The sequence below is a fragment of the Pseudomonas sp. LB-090624 genome (assembly GCF_003205205.1).
GTDB lineage: Bacteria > Pseudomonadota > Gammaproteobacteria > Pseudomonadales > Pseudomonadaceae > Aquipseudomonas.
Genome location: NZ_QJRL01000011.1, coordinates 48,078 through 66,028, shown reverse-complemented (window position 1 = coordinate 66,028; position 17,951 = coordinate 48,078). Strand labels below are relative to the sequence as shown.

15 protein-coding genes and 1 pseudogene are annotated in these 17,951 nt (G+C 61.3%); 4 read left to right on the top strand and 12 right to left on the bottom strand.

Annotation, left to right across the window (positions count from 1 at the left end; all coding sequences use genetic code 11):
- Positions 1-197: 197 nt before the first annotated feature.
- Entirely contained in the window at positions 198-1,781 is a 1,584-nt protein-coding gene (locus DMX11_RS13105; protein WP_110744910.1) for a peptide chain release factor 3, read from the top strand.
- A gap of 33 nt (positions 1,782-1,814) precedes the next feature.
- On the opposite strand, the gene DMX11_RS13100 is transcribed toward DMX11_RS13105, so the two are convergent.
- The 4 genes from DMX11_RS13100 to DMX11_RS13085 form a co-directional block, all read right to left on the bottom strand.
- Positions 1,815-2,894 (bottom strand): polyamine ABC transporter substrate-binding protein, encoded by a 1,080-nt coding sequence (locus DMX11_RS13100; protein ID WP_110744909.1) that lies wholly within the window; start codon positions 2,892-2,894, stop codon positions 1,815-1,817.
- Positions 2,895-2,946: 52 nt separating this feature from the next.
- On the bottom strand, positions 2,947-3,288 hold the full coding sequence (locus DMX11_RS13095) for a cupin domain-containing protein (RefSeq protein ID WP_110744908.1): 342 nt from the start codon (positions 3,286-3,288) through the stop codon (positions 2,947-2,949).
- A gap of 33 nt (positions 3,289-3,321) precedes the next feature.
- Complete coding sequence (locus DMX11_RS13090; RefSeq protein WP_110744907.1) at positions 3,322-4,728, bottom strand: FAD-binding oxidoreductase; 1,407 nt, start codon at positions 4,726-4,728, stop codon at positions 3,322-3,324.
- Between the two features lie 64 nt (positions 4,729-4,792).
- Positions 4,793-5,593 carry a nuclear transport factor 2 family protein gene (locus tag DMX11_RS13085; protein WP_110744906.1) on the bottom strand — a complete coding sequence of 267 codons (801 nt, stop codon included), beginning with the start codon at positions 5,591-5,593 and terminating at the stop codon, positions 4,793-4,795.
- 212 nt (positions 5,594-5,805) lie between these two features.
- Between DMX11_RS13085 and DMX11_RS13080 the strand changes: the two genes are divergently transcribed.
- Entirely contained in the window at positions 5,806-6,705 is a 900-nt protein-coding gene (locus DMX11_RS13080) for a hypothetical protein (protein ID WP_110744905.1), read from the top strand.
- A gap of 216 nt (positions 6,706-6,921) precedes the next feature.
- Here DMX11_RS13080 and DMX11_RS13075 read toward each other — a convergent pair.
- Positions 6,922-7,056 (bottom strand): annotated as a pseudogene (locus tag DMX11_RS13075) (oligopeptide/dipeptide ABC transporter ATP-binding protein); the annotation flags it as partial.
- A 390-nt stretch (positions 7,057-7,446) separates the two neighbouring features.
- On the opposite strand from DMX11_RS13075, the gene DMX11_RS13070 reads away from it, so the two are divergent.
- Together DMX11_RS13070 and DMX11_RS26460 are read left to right on the top strand one after the other, a co-directional pair.
- The gene (locus tag DMX11_RS13070) at positions 7,447-8,316 is read left to right on the top strand and encodes a DMT family transporter (RefSeq protein ID WP_110744904.1); all 870 of its coding nucleotides are present in this window, start codon (positions 7,447-7,449) and stop codon (positions 8,314-8,316) included.
- Positions 8,317-8,612: 296 nt separating this feature from the next.
- Positions 8,613-8,822 (top strand): hypothetical protein, encoded by a 210-nt coding sequence (locus tag DMX11_RS26460; protein ID WP_110744903.1) that lies wholly within the window; start codon positions 8,613-8,615, stop codon positions 8,820-8,822.
- Positions 8,823-9,012: 190 nt separating this feature from the next.
- On the opposite strand, the gene DMX11_RS13060 is transcribed toward DMX11_RS26460, so the two are convergent.
- The 7 genes from DMX11_RS13060 to DMX11_RS13025 all read right to left on the bottom strand — a co-directional run bounded on the left by DMX11_RS13060 (position 9,013) and on the right by DMX11_RS13025 (position 17,887).
- Positions 9,013-9,981, bottom strand: coding sequence for a peptide ABC transporter ATP-binding protein (locus DMX11_RS13060; protein ID WP_110744902.1), 969 nt, complete (start codon positions 9,979-9,981; stop codon positions 9,013-9,015).
- Positions 9,981-10,949, bottom strand: a complete 969-nt coding sequence (locus tag DMX11_RS13055; RefSeq protein ID WP_110744901.1) for an ABC transporter ATP-binding protein — start codon at positions 10,947-10,949, stop codon at positions 9,981-9,983. Before DMX11_RS13055 ends, DMX11_RS13060 begins: the two co-directional genes overlap by 1 nt.
- A 10-nt stretch (positions 10,950-10,959) precedes the next feature.
- Positions 10,960-11,886, bottom strand: coding sequence for an ABC transporter permease subunit (locus DMX11_RS13050; RefSeq protein ID WP_009685150.1), 927 nt, complete (start codon positions 11,884-11,886; stop codon positions 10,960-10,962).
- 10 nt (positions 11,887-11,896) lie between these two features.
- Positions 11,897-12,907: an ABC transporter permease subunit gene (locus DMX11_RS13045; RefSeq protein ID WP_110744900.1), complete on the bottom strand. Its 1,011-nt coding sequence runs from the start codon at positions 12,905-12,907 to the stop codon at positions 11,897-11,899.
- Positions 12,908-12,998: 91 nt separating this feature from the next.
- A complete protein-coding gene (locus tag DMX11_RS13040) occupies positions 12,999-14,609 on the bottom strand; it encodes an ABC transporter substrate-binding protein (protein WP_110744899.1) in 1,611 nt (536 codons plus the stop codon).
- Positions 14,610-14,687: 78 nt separating this feature from the next.
- Entirely contained in the window at positions 14,688-16,067 is a 1,380-nt protein-coding gene (locus tag DMX11_RS13035; protein ID WP_110744898.1) for an OprD family porin, read from the bottom strand.
- Positions 16,068-16,294: 227 nt separating this feature from the next.
- On the bottom strand, positions 16,295-17,887 hold the full coding sequence (locus tag DMX11_RS13025) for an ABC transporter substrate-binding protein (protein WP_110744896.1): 1,593 nt from the start codon (positions 17,885-17,887) through the stop codon (positions 16,295-16,297).
- Positions 17,888-17,951: the final 64 nt, after the last annotated feature.

Genomic DNA, 17,951 nt, shown 5'->3' with positions numbered 1-17,951 from the left:
GCGCCTTAATTGGCTGCAGGCGTTGAAATAACTGCGCTTTGGTCATTTGTCGTGATAAAGCGATGGTCTGTTGGATTTCTTTTGTCTGTGCCGGCATCTTCGCGGGTAAACCCGCGCCTGCTTCCGCAGATTTTGGTCCAGGCCCAACTTCAGGTATGATACTGCCCCTTTCAAATCCCCCAGTCAGGCGATTTCCCATGACCAACCAGGCCGCCGAAGTCGCGAAGCGCCGCACTTTCGCAATCATTTCCCACCCCGACGCCGGTAAGACCACCATCACCGAGAAGCTGCTGCTGATGGGCAAGGCCATTGCCGTCGCCGGTACCGTGAAGTCGCGCAAGTCCGACCGCCACGCCACCTCCGACTGGATGGAAATGGAGAAGCAGCGCGGCATCTCCATCACCACCTCGGTGATGCAGTTCCCGTACCGCGAGCACATGATCAACCTGCTCGACACCCCCGGCCACGAAGACTTCTCGGAAGACACCTACCGCACCCTGACCGCGGTGGACTCGGCGCTGATGGTGCTCGACGGCGGTAAAGGTGTAGAGCCGCGGACCATCGCCCTGATGGACGTGTGCCGCCTGCGTGACACGCCCATCGTCAGCTTCATCAACAAACTCGACCGTGACATCCGCGACCCGATCGAACTGCTCGACGAGATCGAAGCCGTTTTGAAGATCAAGGCCGCGCCAATCACCTGGCCGATTGGTTGCTACCGCGACTTCAAGGGCGTGTACCACCTGACCGGTGACTACATCGTGGTGTACACCCCCGGCCACGGCCACGAGCGCACCGAAGCCAAGATCATCCAGAAGCTGGACTCGGACGAAGCGCGTGCCCACCTGGGCGACCAGTACGATTCGTTCGTCGAGCAACTGGAGCTGGTGCAGGGCGCTTGCCACGAGTTCAACCAGGACGAGTTCATCAACGGTCAGCTGACCCCGGTGTTCTTCGGTACTGCGCTGGGCAACTTCGGTGTCGACCACGTGCTCGACGCGGTGGTCGACTGGGCGCCGCGTCCGCTTGGCCGTGTTGCCCACGAGCGCACCGTGGAGCCTGTGGAAGAGAAGTTCACCGGCTTCGTGTTCAAGATCCAGGCGAACATGGACCCGAAACACCGCGACCGTATCGCCTTCATGCGTATCTGCTCGGGCAAGTACGAGAAGGGCATGAAAATGCGCCATGTGCGCTTGAACAAAGACCTGCGTATCGGCGATGCGCTGACGTTCTTCTCCTCCGAGCGTGAGCAGCTGGAAGAAGCCTTTGCCGGTGACATCATCGGCCTGCACAACCACGGCACCATCCAGATCGGCGACACTTTCACCGAAGGCGAGGCGCTGGGCTTCACCGGCATCCCGCACTTCGCGCCGGAGCTGTTCCGCCGCGTACGCCTGAAAGACCCGCTGAAATCCAAGCAACTGCGTCAAGGCCTGCAGCAGCTTGCCGAAGAAGGTGCTACACAGGTGTTCTTCCCTGAGCGCAGCAACGACATCATCCTCGGTGCGGTCGGTGTGCTGCAGTTCGACGTGGTCGCCAGCCGCCTGAAGGAAGAGTACAAGGTCGAGTGCGCCTATGAGCCTATCACCGTCTGGTCGGCGCGCTGGATCAGCTGCGATGACAAGAAGAAGCTCGAGGAATTCCAGACCAAGGCCATGGAAAACCTGGCTATTGACGGCGGCGGTCACCTGACCTACCTGGCGCCGACCCGGGTCAACCTGGCGTTGATGGAAGAGCGCTGGCCGGACATCAAGTTCCGCGCTACCCGCGAGCACCATTAAGGCCTGAAATCGGGGCCGCCAGGCGGCCCCATTTCAATTTCCGGCTTTGATACTGGTCCAGATTCGCGTACGAATACGGTCGATCTTCGCCGGCATCGCTTCCAGCGCATACAGCTTGCCCATCACCTCGTCGCTTGGGTAAATCATCGTATTGCCCTTCATTGCCGGGTCTACCAGCCCATCCGCCTTGAGGTTGCCGTTTGCGTATTGCACATGGTTGCTGATGTTGGCCATCACCTCCGGCTGCAGCAGGTAGTTCATGTAGGCATACCCGGCCTTTTCATCGGGTGCATCGGCCGGCATGGCCACCATGTCGAACCACATCGGCGCGCCTTCCTTGGGAATCGAATAGCCCACCTTCACGCCATTGTTCGCCTCGTCGGCACGGTTCTTCGCCTGCAGCACATCCCCCGAGAAGCCCACCACCACGCAGATATCGCCGTTGGCCAGGTCGCCGGTGTACTTGGACGAGTGGAAATAGCTGATGTACGGCCGTACCTGCATCAGCAGCGCCTTGGCCTTGTCGTAGTCCGCCGGGTTCTGGCTGTGGTGCGGCAGGCCCAGGTAGTGCAGGGCGATCGGCAGCAGTTCGGGGCCATTGTCCAGCACTGCGACGCCACAGCTTTTCAGCTTGCTCATGTACTCGGGCTTGAAGATCAGGTCCCAGGAGTCCACGGGCGCGTTGTCGCCGAGCACCGCCTTGACCTTGTCGATGTTGTAGCCGATGCCGGTACTGCCCCATAGGTACGGGAAGCCGTACTGGTTGCCCGGGTCGTTGACCTCCAGCGCCTTGAGCAGCACCGGGTTGAGGTTGTGCCAGTTGGGTAACTGCGACTTGTCCAGATGCTTCAGGGCCTTGCCCTGAATCTGCCGGGCCATGAAGTGGTTGGAGGGAAACACCACGTCGTAGCCGGAGTTGCCGGTCATCAGCTTGCCGTCGAGGGTTTCGTTGCTGTCGTATACGTCGTAGGTGGGCACGATACCGCTGGCTTGCTGGAAGTTCTTCAGCGTGTCCGGGGCAACGTAGCTGGACCAGTTGTAGATCTTTACCGTTTCGGCGGCACCGGCCACGCTGGCGGCCAGCATCAAGGGGGCGATAAGGAGTGTGCGCATGTCGGGTTTACCTTGCTTTGTCTGTTGTTATCGAAGGCAGGCGATCAGCGGATCAGAAGATAAGTACGTAGGTCTTGCGCACGGTCTCCTGGATATCCCAGGTGCCGGTGCTATTGGCCGGTAGCATCAGTGCGTCTCCGGCTTCTATGACCAAGGGCTCGCCACCGTCCGGGGTGAAGGTGCAGCGGCCCTTGATGAAATGGCAGAACTCCTGTTGCACGATCTGCCGCCGCCACCGCCCCGGGGTGCATTCCCAGATGCCGGTTTCGACGCCATCGCTGCGCTCCACGCTGGTGACCGAGGTCACGGCCACTGGCTCGCCGAGCGGTACCGCAACGGGGTTGGAACTGTCGAGCACGGCGCTGTCGGTGTTCTTGAACTGGGTGATGCTCATGACCGGTGGATCCTGTGTCGGGTAAAAGGGAAGTCAGTGCATGAAGCCTTCCATGAGGTCCGCAAGGTTGCTGGCCAGGCGCCGCCTCCACGGCGCACTGGCGGGGTTGGCGAGGGTCCGGTCCTCGTGGACGAAACTCTGGATGATCGCGTTGTAGCCCAGCCAGCGGCAGGGTTCGGGTGGCCAGCTGGCCAGGCTTGATACGGGTCGGTTGTCGAGCACCCAGGGTTGCGCGGTCAGCTCGTTGTGCTGGTTGAGGATCAGCGCTGCCAGGGTGCGTCCGCCCAGGTTGGTGGCACCGACACCTTCGCCGCCGTAGCCGCCGGCCAGGGCGATGCCGCGCTGGCGGTCGCAGAGCATGTGCGGGCGGAAGCGCCGCGCCATGCCAAGGTTACCGCCCCACGAATGGGTGATGCGCACGTGCTTGAGCTGTGGGAACAGCTCGCTGAACAGGTAGCGGCGCAGCTCGATTTCGTGCTCGTCGAGGTTGAAGTTTTCGCGTAGGCGGCCACCAAAGCGGTAGCCACCCCGTGCGCCGAACACCAGGCGGTTGTCAGCAGTCCGCTGGCCATAGGTGACTTGGCGGCTGCTTTCACTGAAGGCCTGGCCCTGGCTCAGGCCAATCTGCTCCCAGGTGGTTTCCGGCAACGGCTCGGTGGCTACCAGCAGGCTCTGTACCGGCAACTGATGTTTGCCCAGCGGCGGCAGGCTGGCTGCATAGCCTTCCACGGCGGGCACCATCCATTGGCAGCGGATGCGCGCCAGCGGAGTACGTACCTCGCCGGGCTGCCAATCGATGGCCGGGGTGTTCTCGTAGATCGGTACGCCCAGCGCCTCAACGGCCCGGGCCAGCCCGCGTACCAGCTTGGCGGGCTGGATGGTGGCGGTGTGCGGGCTGTAGATGGCGCCGTAGGCGTTGCTGACCCGCAGCTGGGCGTCCAGTTGTTCGGGGCGTAACCAGCGGTAGTCGTCCTCGGTCATGCCCTGGCGATACAAGTCATCGAGGTAGCCACGCAGGCTGCGCTCCTGTTCCGGGTAGCGCGCGGCGCAGTACAGCACACCGCCTTTGCGGTAGTCGCAGTCGATGCCTTCGCGTTGCAGCACGCGGTGTACTTCATCGGGAATACCGTGCAGCAGGTCGGTACTGCTGCGTCGCTGTTGTGGCGACAGGCTCGCAAGCAAGCGGTCTTCGCCAAGCAGGTTGCCCATCAGCCAGCCGCCGTTGCGCCCCGAGGCGCCGAAACCGGCGATGTTGGCATCGATGACTGCAATGTTCAGCTGGGGTGCCTGGCGCTTGAGGTAATAGGCGGTCCACAGGCCGGTGTAGCCGGCACCGATGATGCACACATCCGCGTCCAGGTCGTCGCGCAGGGCTGGGCGGGCGCACAGTGGCTCGTCGAGCTGGTCCATCCAAAGGCTGAGCGTGCGCAGGGGTTGCATCGGGTTTGGCTCCACATCCGTCAAGGTCTGTGGGCGATGCTAGTGGTGTCAGTGGGCGGCTGTCTTACGTGCGTGCACGCAGGGAAATTTGCTTCAGGTAGGCCTTGGGCGTGAGCCCGGTGTGTTCGCGGAAGCACTTGTAGAACGCCGACAGCGAGTTGAAACCGGCGTTGTATGCCAGGTCGTCGATCGGCGTTTCGACGCTGTCGTCGTCGAGGCAGGCCATCAGGTGCTGCAGCCGCGCCTGGTTGACGTAGCGGTAGAAGCTTTGCCCGAGCACCTGGTTAAGCAGGTAGGAAATCTGGTTGCGGCTGTACCCGCTGGCTTCCGCTACTTGCTGCAGGTCCAGTTCTGGGTCCAGGTACGGGCGCTGGCGCTGGAAGTAGTGCTCCAGGTCCTGGGCCATGGTCGACAGTTGCCGCGGTGACAGGCCCAGGCGGCTGGTGGCCGGGCGCGGGCCGCTGCTGACCAGGCCATTGCCATGCTGGCGTACCAGCGTGGCGTACTCGTTGACCCGCCAGATCAGGCCGTCCCTGACGGTGATCGCCTCGCTGGACTGGAACGCCACAAGGCCGTCGCCGCCCTGGACCGTGACCTGATACTGGATGAATGCGGTGCAGCCATCGACGCGGATGCGGTCGCTGTGGACGATGTCCTCGCCGGCTTCATGGGGCAGGCAGGCGCGTACGTAGTCGCGCAGCTCCTGATAGCCGAGCACGCGGTTCTGAAAGAAGTCGTGGTACTGGATATCGGGGTGGTACAGCGCCATGACGCCATCGAGGTCACGGTGCTTCCAGCACAGGTGGTAGCGCAGCACGGTGTCGGCGGTGAGCGGGGTCTGGGCAGCGTCGTCGGGAAGCGTCATGACCGAATCATGCCCCGTCGACTGGCCCTGTTACAAGAATGCAGAACACCTGATGCATTAGCGCCAGTCGCGCATTTTGCACGGTCCTGATTCAGCGGAGCTCTCTAACGCATTGATTTGTATGGGCGTCATTTTTTGTCACAACTGGCACAGCCGCTGCAATGGTTAATGCGCGAATGGAATTTTCGCTAACAACATAAGGCGCACACATCATGATCACCCCTGCCGACTATCCCGTTGTTGATACGCAAAGCCGCTCAGGTGTTTCCTGGGCGGCGATCTTCGCTGGCGCGGCTGCCGCCGCGTCGGTGTCCCTGATACTGGTGGTACTGGGCGCCGGCCTTGGCTTTGCGGCCACCTCGCCTTGGGCTGACGAAGGCGCCAGCGCGAAAGCCCTGGGCGTTTCGACCATCGTCTGGCTGCTGGTGACCCAAATCATTGCTTCAGGCCTTGGCGGTTATATCGCGGGTCGGCTGCGGGTGAAGTGGGCCAACCTGCACGGCGATGAAGTGTACTTTCGTGATACCGCGCATGGCTTCCTGTCCTGGGCGGTGGCCACTTTGGTGGCGGCGATGCTGATACTGGGTGCTGCAGGTAATCTGGTGGGTGCCGGTGCCAGTGCGGCTTCCCAGGCGGCCACAGTATCCGCCGCCGCGGGTGCTTCGTCGGCAACCGGTAGCGACAACGACTCGATGGGCTACTTCGTCGATAGCCTGTTCCGTGGCGACGGCCCGGCGCCGGTCAGCGAGGATGCTGCAAATAGCGTAGCCGCACGCATTCTGGCCAAGGGTATTGCAGGGGACGGTGCGTTGCCCGCCGAGGACCGCGCTTACCTGGCGCAGTTGGTTGCGCAACGCACTCGCCTGACCCAGGCCGAAGCTGAAGCGCGCGTGGACCAGGTGATGGCCCAGGTACAACAACTGAAAACCGATGCCAAACAAGCGGCTGAAACCGCTACCAAAGTTGCTGCCTGGACAGCGCTGTGGACCTTCGTCGCGTTGCTGTGTGGGGCCTTCTTCGCCAGCTTGGCTGCCCTGTATGGCGGTCGTCTGCGTGACCGGGTGCAGTGGGTTGAGGGCGACTACGTTACTCACCGCACCGTTCAACGTTAAGCAAGGAGAATCACTATGCGCTCGATACTGCTGTGGATGCTTGGGGTACCGATCCCCGTGATCATCCTGATTGCCCTGTTCATGCACTGATCAGAAGGGCGGCTTAGGCCGCCCTTCGCGACAAAAGGCTGCTGCCAAAGACCTGCATATGCTGGTCACTGTGGGAGCGGCCTATTGTCGCGAAAGGGCTACAAACCAGACCCGGCAATTCAAAGGCTAGAGAAACTGCTCCGCATAATGGCAGGCAACCTGCCGTGTACTCACCTGCCGCAATGCCGGCACCTCCTTGGCACACCGTTCGGTCGCATACGGGCAGCGTTTGTGAAACGCACACCCATCCGGCGGGTTCAGCGCAAAGATGCAGGTCCTCGATCCTGACGAAATTCTCCATGCTTTTCGACTGTTTTCGCCTTCGCGAATCCAGAAGCCTTGGGGGCTTGAGACCAATAAATTCAATAGAAGTTGGTGTGCTGATGAACACCAAAGGTCTCGTTAAATTAGTGAAACTTAGTGTAGGAGTACAGGCGGGTGTGTTGTCTGAAAGTTCCTACAGTATTCTATTGGCACTTGCCATTGTCTCTACGGTACTAACTAAGCCGTTAATGGCGTTGTTGGGCTGGTGGGCGTGCAGAAATAGGTCGATCTGTAGACGCTCGCCCAAAATAGATGTTTGATTTCTGCTATTTTCCCGATTACTGTCTGGGGAGGTTGAGGGATAACTCATAATTAAAGGCCGTTACTATGGACGTATTCATGGGGTTGCTGGCTGCGGTGTTCTGGGGGGCTACCGACTTCTTGGTCGGCGTGAACGCAAGAGCGGTCGGAGTAAAGCGGGCGGTATTTTTCGGGCAGTTGCTAGGGCTTTTCTTGATGGCAGTATTGATTGCTGTTTCAGCCGATCAGTGGCAAAAGTTTACATCTGCGCCTTGGTTCACCATAGGGTTAGGAGTTGTCGCCGCTCTATGCACCGTAGTAGGAGCGCTGGCGCTTTCAAAAGCTTTCGCTATTGGCAAGACAGCCGTCGTGGCGCCCCTGGTCACTTCGTATGGTGTTTTTACAACGCTGTTGGCATGGCTGGGTGGCGATGCCCTCTCCGCTTGGCAGGTGGTCGGTATCCTTGTCTGCTTTTTCGGCGTGCTGTTGGCCTGCCGCAGCGATAAGGGTGGTGATTTCGATCGTAAGGTCACCAGTGTGATGTCTGTGTGGTTTGCTTTGTTGGCGGCCATGCTCTACGGCATCAGCTTCTGGATTCAGGGGAAATTCGTCTTGCCGGCGCTGGGACCGGTGAACATGCTGGCGCTAGGGTATGCGGTAGGGGTCATGTTCCTGATCCGTGAAGCCGTCAGGTTTCTGCGGGACCATACGACGATAACGCTGAAGACCTATGGCTCACTGTGCGGGGCCAGTCTCTTCAACTTGGGAGGGTTTTCTGCGTTTTCTTGGGGGGCGCTAAATGGCTCGGTTTCCGTTGTCACCGTCATCAGTACTTTGTCGGGTGGTATTGCCGCGATCCTGGGGTACTTCTTTTTTCGCGAGCGGCTGTCAGTTATCCAGATCGGCGGTGTTAGCCTAGTGCTGTCAGGGGCTTTGCTTCTGCACCTGTATGGGTGAGATTTTTTCGGTATGTAAAATTGTAGATTTTTTGGGAGTTGTGCCAGTGGCGTATGTCTTCGCCGTGGTCCTGTAGATATGAGTGCTCATGGCAATGGACTATCAATGCTGCCTTGCGAAAGTTTATGTTGATATAGCTGCGTGAGTCGTCAGCAAATATATTTCGATTAAAGGAGCGATTTCTCGAAAGCCCGTAAGGGCTTATCCGTGTCGCGGTGCCACGTTCGTTGTATGTGTTGTGTCGTCAACTCGTTCCTGAGTTTCTTTAATGCTACCCCAGCGTCAATGTCCAGCTCATTTCTAATGAAGGGGATTTTGACTTCATTACCGAGGGTGTCGACGTTGGCATAAGAGTCACTGATAGCCCACCCTTAGGGCTGGTGGCACGCGAATTGTTTTCTGTCGACTTTGTTGTCTGTGCATCGACCAGCTACCTTGATACACACGGCCGTCGCGTTCACCCCGGCCCGAAACACCGACCTCACACACGCCGTGCGCCGAAGTGAATTTCCAATTTTTGCTTTTCACTGAACTCAAAACGGTATGCAGCTGTGTTCCGTCAAGGCCGTCGGGGCTGGAACGCATGCTCAGTCCTCCACTATTAGCCCTGCTAAGTGCGCGGTGGTCAGGAAGAGTGACTGGGCAGCGCAGCAAACTACGTTTTTTCGCATTGAGGGCTGCCCAGTTTTCTAACAGTTAAAGAAACTGCTCCGCATAATGGCAGGCAACCTGCCGTGTACTAACCTGCCGCAATGCCGGCACCTCCTTGGCACACCGTTCGGTCGCATACGGGCAGCGTTTGTGAAACGCACACCCATCCGGCGGATTCAGCGGGTTGGGCAGCTCCCCGACGATACGAATTTTCGGCTTCAACGGGTCTGGATGAATCGCCGGAGTCGCCGACAGCAGCGCCTGGGTATACGGGTGCAGCGGCTTCTCGTAGATGTCCTCCTTCGGCCCCATTTCTGCCGGCCGCCCCAGGTACATGACCAGTACCTGATCCGCCACATGCCTTACCACCGCGAGGTTATGCGAAATGAACACGTAGGCGGTGTTGAACTCTCTTTGCAAATCCATGAACAGGTTCAGCACCTGAGCCTGGATCGACACGTCCAGCGCGGAGGTCGGTTCGTCGGCCACCAGCACTTTCGGTTGCAGCATCATCGCCCGGGCGAGGGCGATACGCTGGCGCTGGCCACCGGAAAACATGTGCGGGTAGCGCTGATAGTGCTCGGGGCGCAGGCCGACCTGCTCCATCATCTTCTGCACTTTGTCGCGGCGCTCGGCCTTGCTCAACGAGGTGTTGATCAGCAGCGGTTCGGCCAGTTGGTCACCGATCTTCTGCCGTGGGTTGAGCGAGGCGTAGGGGCTCTGGAAGACCATCTGCACATCGCGGCGCAGTTGCTTGCGCTCGGCCTTGCTGGCGCCCTTCACCTCGGTGCCGGCTATTTGCAGCGAGCCGGACGATGGCTCTTCGATCAGCGTCAGGGCGCGGGCCAGGGTCGACTTGCCGCAGCCGGACTCGCCAACCACGGCGAGGGTCTTGCCGGCCTCCAGCTCGAACGACACGCCGTTCAGCGCACGGACCAGGGCATGGCCCTTGAACAGCCCGCGGGAGACTTCGTAATGCCGGGTCAGCTCCCGGGCAGATAGAACGACGGCCATCACGCCACCTCCTGGTTCAGCGGATAGAAGCAACGCACCAGGCTATGGGCCTGAGGGTCGAGGGGCGGGCGCTGCCGCCGGCAGTTGTCCTGCACATACGGGCAGCGCGGCGACAGCAGGCAGCCAGCGGGGCGGTCGTAGCGGCCGGGGACGATGCCGGGCAGGGTGGCCAGGCGTTCGGCACCGATGCTGTGCTCAGGGATCGCCGCCAGCAGGGCTTCGCTGTAGGGGTGCGCGGGAACATCGAACAGATCGGGTACCTGGCCCACTTCCACAGCCTGGCCGGCGTACATCACGCACACCCGCTTGGCCGTTTCGGCAACGACGGCTAGGTCGTGGGTGATCAGGATAAGCGCCATATTGCGCTCCTTCTGCAGGTTCACCAGCAGCTCCATGATCTGCGCCTGGATGGTCACATCCAGCGCGGTGGTCGGTTCGTCGGCGATCAGCAGCTTGGGCTCGCCTGCGATTGCCATGGCAATTGCCACGCGCTGGCTCATGCCCCCGGACAGCTGGTGCGGGTAGGCATCCAGTCGGCTTTCGGCGGCCGGGATCTCGACCTTTTTCAGCAGCTCCAGGGCACGCTGGCGCGCGGCCTTGCCCTTCAGGCCCAAGTGCTGGCGCAGCACTTCCTCGATCTGGTAGCCAACGGTGTAGCTGGGGTTGAGCGCGGTCATCGGGTCCTGGAAGACCATGGCGATGTCCTTACCCACCACCTTGCGCCGTTGCCGGCCGCTGAGCTTGAGCATGTCGGTGCCGTCGAAGGTAAGGGCGTTGGCGGTGATGCGCCCGGGGGCATCGATCAGGCCCATCAGGGCCATCATGGTGACCGACTTGCCCGAGCCGGACTCGCCGACAATGGCCAGGATTTCTCCGGCGTCCACCGCCAGGTCCAGGCCATCGACCACCGGTACTGCGTTGGCGTCGCCGAAGCGCACATTCAGGTTGTTGATCTGCAACAGTGACATGGCGTTCTCCTCAGGCGGCGTTCTTGAGTTTCGGGTCCAGCGCATCGCGCAGGCCGTCGCCCATCAGGTTGATTGCCAGCACACTGAGCAGGATGGTCAGGCCGGGCAGGCTCACCACCCACCAGGCGCGCTCGATGTAATCCCGGGCCGAAGCCAGCATGGTGCCCCACTCGGGGGTAGGCGGCTGCACGCCGAGGCCGAGGAAACCCAGCGCAGCGGCGTCGAGGATCGCCGAGGAAAAACTCAGGGTTGCCTGCACGATCAGCGGTGCCATGCAGTTGGGCAGCACGGTGACGAACATCAACCGTGGCAAACCGGCGCCGGCCAGGCGGGCAGCGGTGACGTAGTCGCGGTTGAGTTCGCCCATTACCGCGGCGCGGGTCAGGCGCACGTAGGACGGCAGGGAAACGATGGCGATGGCAATCACGGTGTTGATCAGGCCAGGGCCGAGGATGGCGACGATGGCCACAGCCAGCAGCAATGACGGCAGCGCCAGCATCACGTCCATCAGGCGCATGATCGACGGGCCGAGCAACTGCGGGAAGAAGCCTGCGAGCAGGCCCAGGAGGATGCCCGGGATCAGTGACATCACCACCGACGACAGGCCGATCAGCAGCGACAGCCGTGCACCTTGAATCAGCCGTGAAAGCAGATCACGGCCCAGTTCGTCGGTGCCCAGGATGAACTGCCAGGTGCCGCCTTCCAGCCACACGGGTGGGGTCAGCAGGAAGTCGCGGTACTGCTCGCTGGGGTCATGCGGGGCTACCCACGGCGCGAACAGCGCGCAGAACACCACCAGGCACATGAAGGCCAGGCCCATCACCGCGCCTTTGTTGCGCGCGAAGGCTTGCCAGAATTCTTTGTACGGGGAGGGGTAGAGCAGGCTCTGGTCCACCGGGCTGGCCGGCGACACGGATTTTGGAATCGGGCTAGTCATGGCTTGGGCCTCAGCGCTGATGACGGATGCGTGGGTTGGCCAGGCCGTAGAGAATGTCCACGACGAAGTTGACCAGAATCACCAGGCAGGCGATCAACAGGATGCCGTTCTGGACCACGGGGTAGTCACGGGCACCGATGGCTTCGATCAGCCATTTGCCGATGCCCGGCCAGGAAAAGATGGTTTCGGTCAGTACCGCACCGGCCAGCAGCGTGCCGACCTGCAGGCCGAACACGGTCAGCACCGGGATCAGCGCATTGCGCAGGCCATGCACGAACACCACACGGGCCGGGGACAGGCCTTTGGCGCGGGCGGTGCGGATGTAGTCTTCGCGCAGCACTTCGAGCATTGAAGAACGGGTCATGCGGGCGATCACCGCCAGCGGGATGGTGCCGAGCACGATGGCCGGCAGGATCAGGTGCATCACAGCATCCTTGAACGCGCCTTCTTCATCGCTGAGCAGGGTGTCGATAAGCATGAAGCCGGTTTTCGGCTCGATGTCGTAGAGCAGGTCGATGCGCCCGGATACCGGGGTCCAGCCAAGGCTCACGGAGAAAAACATGATCAGGATCAGGCCCCACCAGAAGATCGGCATCGAGTAGCCGGCCAGTGATATGCCCATCACCCCGTGGTCGAACAGCGAGCCGCGCTTGAGCGCTGCGACTACCCCGGCCAGCAAACCGACGATACCGGCGAACAGCAGGGCGGCGAAGGCCAGTTCCAGGGTGGCCGGGAACAAGGTGATGAACTCGCTCCACACGCTTTCGCGGGTGCGCAGCGACTCACCCAGGTCGCCCTGTGCCAGCTTGCCGACATAGTCCAGGTACTGGACCGGCAGTGGCTTGTTCAGGCCCAGGCGTTCCATGGCCTGGGCATGCATTTCGGGGTCGACCCTGCGCTCGCCCATCATCACTTCCACCGGGTCGCCGGGGATCAGGCGTATGAGCGCGAAGGTGAGCAAGGTGATGCCGAAAAAGGTCGGTATCAACAGGCCAAGGCGCCGGGCAATAAAACTCAACATTGTCGGGGTTACCTCATCAGGCCGTGGGGCGATCAGCCCGGTACGGCAGTGCCGCCGGTCCCCGTGTGGGTGGCCGGCGGTCGTTGTTGTTCTACTTCACCTTGGTCGTGGCGAAGTTATTGTTGGTCAGAGGGCTGATCACGTAGCCCTCCACGTTGTCACGCATGGCCGTGAACACCTTGGGGTGGGCCATGCTGATCCAGGGTTGGTCGTCATCGTACACCTTCAATGCCTCGCTATAGAGCCTTGCGCGCTCGTCGTTGTCGATCACCTCGCGGGCGCGGGTGATCAGCTCCTGGAACTTAGGGTTGCACCAGCGGGCATAGTTCTCGCCGTTCCTGGCCGCCTCGCAGCTCAGCAGCGGGGTGAGGAAGTTGTCCGGGTCGGCGTTGTCGCCAGCCCAACCGGTAGACACCAGGTCGGCTTCGCCATTCTTGGCGCGGCGCAGCATCTCGGCCCACTCCATCACGCGTATATCCAGCTTCAGGCCGATCTGCTTGAGGTCGGCTTGCAGCATCTCGGCGGATAGACGCGGGTTAGGGTTGGTCATGCCGCCGCCGTTACGGGTGAACAGGGTGATCACCGTACCTTCGGGTACTCCGGCCTGCTTGAGCAGGGCACGGGCTTTGTCGAGGTCGCGCGGCGGGTTCTGGTTGCGGGGGTTGTAGCCGATCATGGTCGGTGGATAAGGGTTTACCCCCACCAGTGCGTTGCCTTTGCCGAACAGCTGGTCGACATGGGCCTGGCGGTCGAAAGCCATGTTGATGGCTTTACGCACACGCACATCGTTGAGGTATTTGTGCTGGGTATTCATGGCGATGTACCCGGTGACCAACGCTTCGGTTTGGGCAACCTTGAGACTGGGCTCGGCCATTATCGACGGCACGTCATCCGGCTTGGGGTACAGCGCCACCTGGCACTCGTTGGCGCGCAGTTTCTGCAGGCGCACGTTGCTATCGGTAGTGATGGCGAATATCAGGGAGTCGGCTGGCGGCTTGCCGCGGAAGTAGTCCGGGTTGGGTTTGAAGCGGACCTGGGCGTCCTTGTTGTAACGCTGGAAGATGAATGGGCCGGTACCGATCGGCTTGCTGTTCAGTTCGGCGGTCTTGCCGGCTTTGAGCAACTGGTCGCCGTACTCGGCGGAGTAGATCGAGGTGAAGCCCATGGCCATGTCTCGCAGGAACGGCGCTTCTGGGCGGGTGAGTGTGATCACCACGGTGTAGTCGTCGCGCTTGTCCACCGATTTGAGCAACCCCTTGAACGCCATGCTTTCGAAATACGGGTAACCGACGCTGGTCTTGTCGTGCCACGGGTGGGCAGGGTCGAGCTGGCGGCGCAGGCTCCACAGCACATCATCGGCGTTGAACTCGCGGCTGGGAGAGAAGTAGCTGGTGCTGTGGAATTTCACGCCCTTGCGCAGGTGAAAGGTGTAGGTCAGGCCGTCTGCCGAGATATCCCAGCGTTCGGCCAGGGCCGGCTGCACGTCAGTGGTGCCAGGTTTGAAGTCGACCAAGCGGTTGAACAGCGTTTCTGCGGTGGCATCGAAGGTCACGCCAGTGGTGTACTGGACCACGTCGAACCCCTCCGGGCTGGCTTCGGTGCACACCACCAGCGGCTTGGCCGCCACCTGCGTGGCGCCGCCGAGCACCAGCGCGGCCAATGCCAGACGCAGTGGTAGCGATTTGATGAAAGCTCTCTGCATGGGTTGAAGACTCCCTGCTTGCATTGATTCCAGCGTAGCCGCCACGGCCCGCCGTGAAGCGGACCGTGGCGCCAACGGTCAGAGAATATTGAATGGAATGGTGGTGACCACGCGGAACTCATCCAGGCTGCCATCGCCCTGCGCCTTGCTGGCGCGGTGGGTGGTGTAGGTGGCACGGATGCTGGTGTCTTTCAGTGACCCGCTCTGCACCGCGTAGCTGGTGCCGATGCCCCACTCATAGTGGGTTTCGCCATCCAGGCCGTTCACGTCATACGCGGTCCCACGGTAGTGGGTGCCATCGATCCCCCAGCCGCGGGCGTTGTACAGGTTGAACTTGAGCCCCGGTACGCCGTAGGGCGCCATGTTCAGTACGTAGGAAATCTTCAGCGATTTCTCGTTGGGGCCGTTGAAGTCCGACAGCAGCGAGTTCGCCAGGTAGATGCCGTTGGTTTCGTGCAGGTAGTCGAAGTACTCGTTACCGTTGACCTGCTGCCAGGAGGCGCCGAGGGTGTGCGCCTGGTGGGTCAGGTCGAACGACAGGCTGTAGGTGTCGTTGTCGATCTTGCCCATCTTCTGGCTGCCGGCGTCGACCGTCTTGTAGTAGTTCAGGCCGGTACTCAGGCTGAGCACTGCACTGTCGCCAAGCACGTGGTTGGCGCCGAAGTAGTACTGGTTCCAGAAATCGTCGGCGTTGGTCGCGTACAGGCTGGTACTCAGGCTCTTGAACGGCTGGTAGTTGATGCCGGCGGTACTGGCGCGGTCGGTTTCCACGCCAGTGGCACTGTACTCGCTGCGGAACTTGCTGAGGCTTTGCTCGGTTCGTGGCGAGACGCGGTCAAAGGTGCCCAGGTCGAAGCTGAGGTTGTCGAATTCGGCGCTGTGCAGGAACGCGCCCTGGAAGCTGGATGGCAGCGCGCGGTTACCGATGTAGGCGATCATCGGTGTGTCCACTGTCTGGCGGCCGAGGGTAAGGGTGGTGTTGGATACCCGCGCCTTGATGTTGCCCAGGCCCAGCTTGCTCCACTGGCCAATGGGGTCGCCATCGCTGTGGGTCAGCGTGCGGTTGTTGGGGCCGGCAATCGCTTCGCGGCTCTGCTGCAGGGCGATGGCGTTGTAACCGGCCGCCTCGACGGCGATGCCCACGGTGCCCTCGGTGAAGCCGGAACTGTAGTTGAGGATGGTGCCCTGTACCCAGTTTTCGCGGCTGTGCGTGGGGTGGCGGGTGCCGTCGTTCTTGTAGTACTTCCACAACGGGGCGCGTGCGGCACGCTCGCGGGCGTACCAGTTGCGGGTACTGCCGGACAGGCTCTGACCGTCGATGAAGCCGCTGGCCTGGGCCTGCGCGCTTTCACTTTTCAGGGTGACGGGGATGAAGTCCTGGCTTTGCGGGTCAGCCTGGGCCACGGTGGATAAGGCACTGATGGATAAGGCCAGTGCGGTCAAGGTGAATACTCTCAAGGTTAAAGCTCCCTTTCTTTTCTAGTTATGCCGGCCTTGTGGGCCGGGTGATTGCTGCGGTGTTGCCAGGGTCGCCGCGGGATCGCCGGGCAGAATCGGGGCGTTGTGTTGGCCGTTCTGGCCTCTTCGCGGGCAAGCCCGCTCCCACAGGTAGGGCGCAGTGTCCGAACCTGTTGAGATCCTGTGGAAGCGGGCTTGCCCGCGAAAAGGCCGGTACTGGCTAACGCTTAATCAACACTCACACCGGAAAAAACATTGCGCCCAAATGGGCTGACCTTGAATTCGGATACCTTGGTGCTGAGCGGCTGGTTAACCGTGGAATGTGCCACCGGGGTAATGGGTACCTGCTGCTTGAGCCGTTGTTGGGCTTGCTGGTACAGGGCGCTGCGTTGCGCCTGGTCGGTGACCTGCTTGGCCCGCTTGACCAAGTTGTCGTACTGCGGGTCGCACCATTGCGAGTAGTTGTTGCTGCCGATGGCATCACAGCTGTAGAGGGTACCCAGCCAGTTGTCCGGGTCGCCGTTGTCACCGGTCCAGCCGATCAGGGCAATGTCGTGTTCGCCGCTTTTCATGCGCTTGAGGTATTCGCCCCATTCGTAGCTGACGATGCGCACCTTGAAGCCAAGCTTGTGCCAGTCGGCCTGGAGCATTTCCGCCATCAGCTTGGCATTGGGGTTGTACGGGCGTTGCACCGGCATGGCCCACAGAGTGACCTCGGTGCCCGGCTTGACCCCCGCCTGCTGCAGCAACTGCCTGGCCTTTTCCGGGTCGTAAGGCGCATCCTTGACGCTTTCGTCATAGGACCATTGGGTTGGCGGCATGGCGTTGACGGCCAGTTGGCCGGAATCCTGATACACCGCCTGGATGATGGCTTTCTTGTTCACCGCCATGTCCATCGCCTGGCGCACTTCCAGGCGGTTGAACGGTGGGTGCTGGGTGTTATAGGCGATGTAGCCGAGGTTGAAGCCCGGTTGCTGCAGGACCTGCAGTTTGCTGTCGGTCTTGAGTGCCGGGATGTCCGCCGGGCGTGGATGCAGGGTGACCTGGCACTCGTTGCGGCGCAGCTTCTGGATGCGCACCGAAGGGTCGACGTTGATCGAGAACACCAGGTTGTCGAGTTTCACCTGCTCCGGCGCCCAGTAATCCTTGTTGCCCTTGTAGCGGATCTGCGAGTCCTTCTGGTAGCGCTGGAACACGAAGGGGCCAGTGCCGATCGGCTGCTGGTTGATGTCGCTGGCACGCCCACTGGCCAGCAAGGTGTCGGCGTACTCGGCGGAGAGAATCGAGGCAAAGCTCATGGCCAGGTTCTGGATGAACGCGGCATCGACCCTGTTCAAGGTGAACACCACGGTCAGTGGGCCGGTTTTCTCGACCCGGGCGATATTCTTGTCCAGGCCCATGCTGATGAAGTAGGGGAACTCGGTAGGGTAGGCCCGGCGGAACGGGTGGTCCTTGTCGAGCATGCGGTTGAAGGTGAACAGCACGTCATCGGCGTTGAAATCTCTGCCTGGGGTAAAGGCCTTGTTGCTGTGGAACCTGACCCCTTCACGCAAGTGGAACGTGTAGCGCAGGCCGTCTTCGGACACCTCCCAGCGGGTGGCCAGGGCAGGGTGCACGGCAGTACCGCCGCGCTCGAACTCGACCAGGCGGTTGTAGATTGGTTCGGCGGCGTCGTTGTCGGTGGCGCTGGTGTACTGGGCGGTGTCGAAACCGGCAGGGCTACCTTCAGAGCAGAACACCAGGTTGTTGGCCAGCAGGACCGGGGATTGGCTGACCAGGCCCAGGGCCAGCAGCGCGGAAAGGCGGGTAACGTGGCGCATGGCAAATCCTTTTTCATCTGTTCGCGCCGCCTCCGGGTACGAATGGCGGCAACAGTTCGCCGAC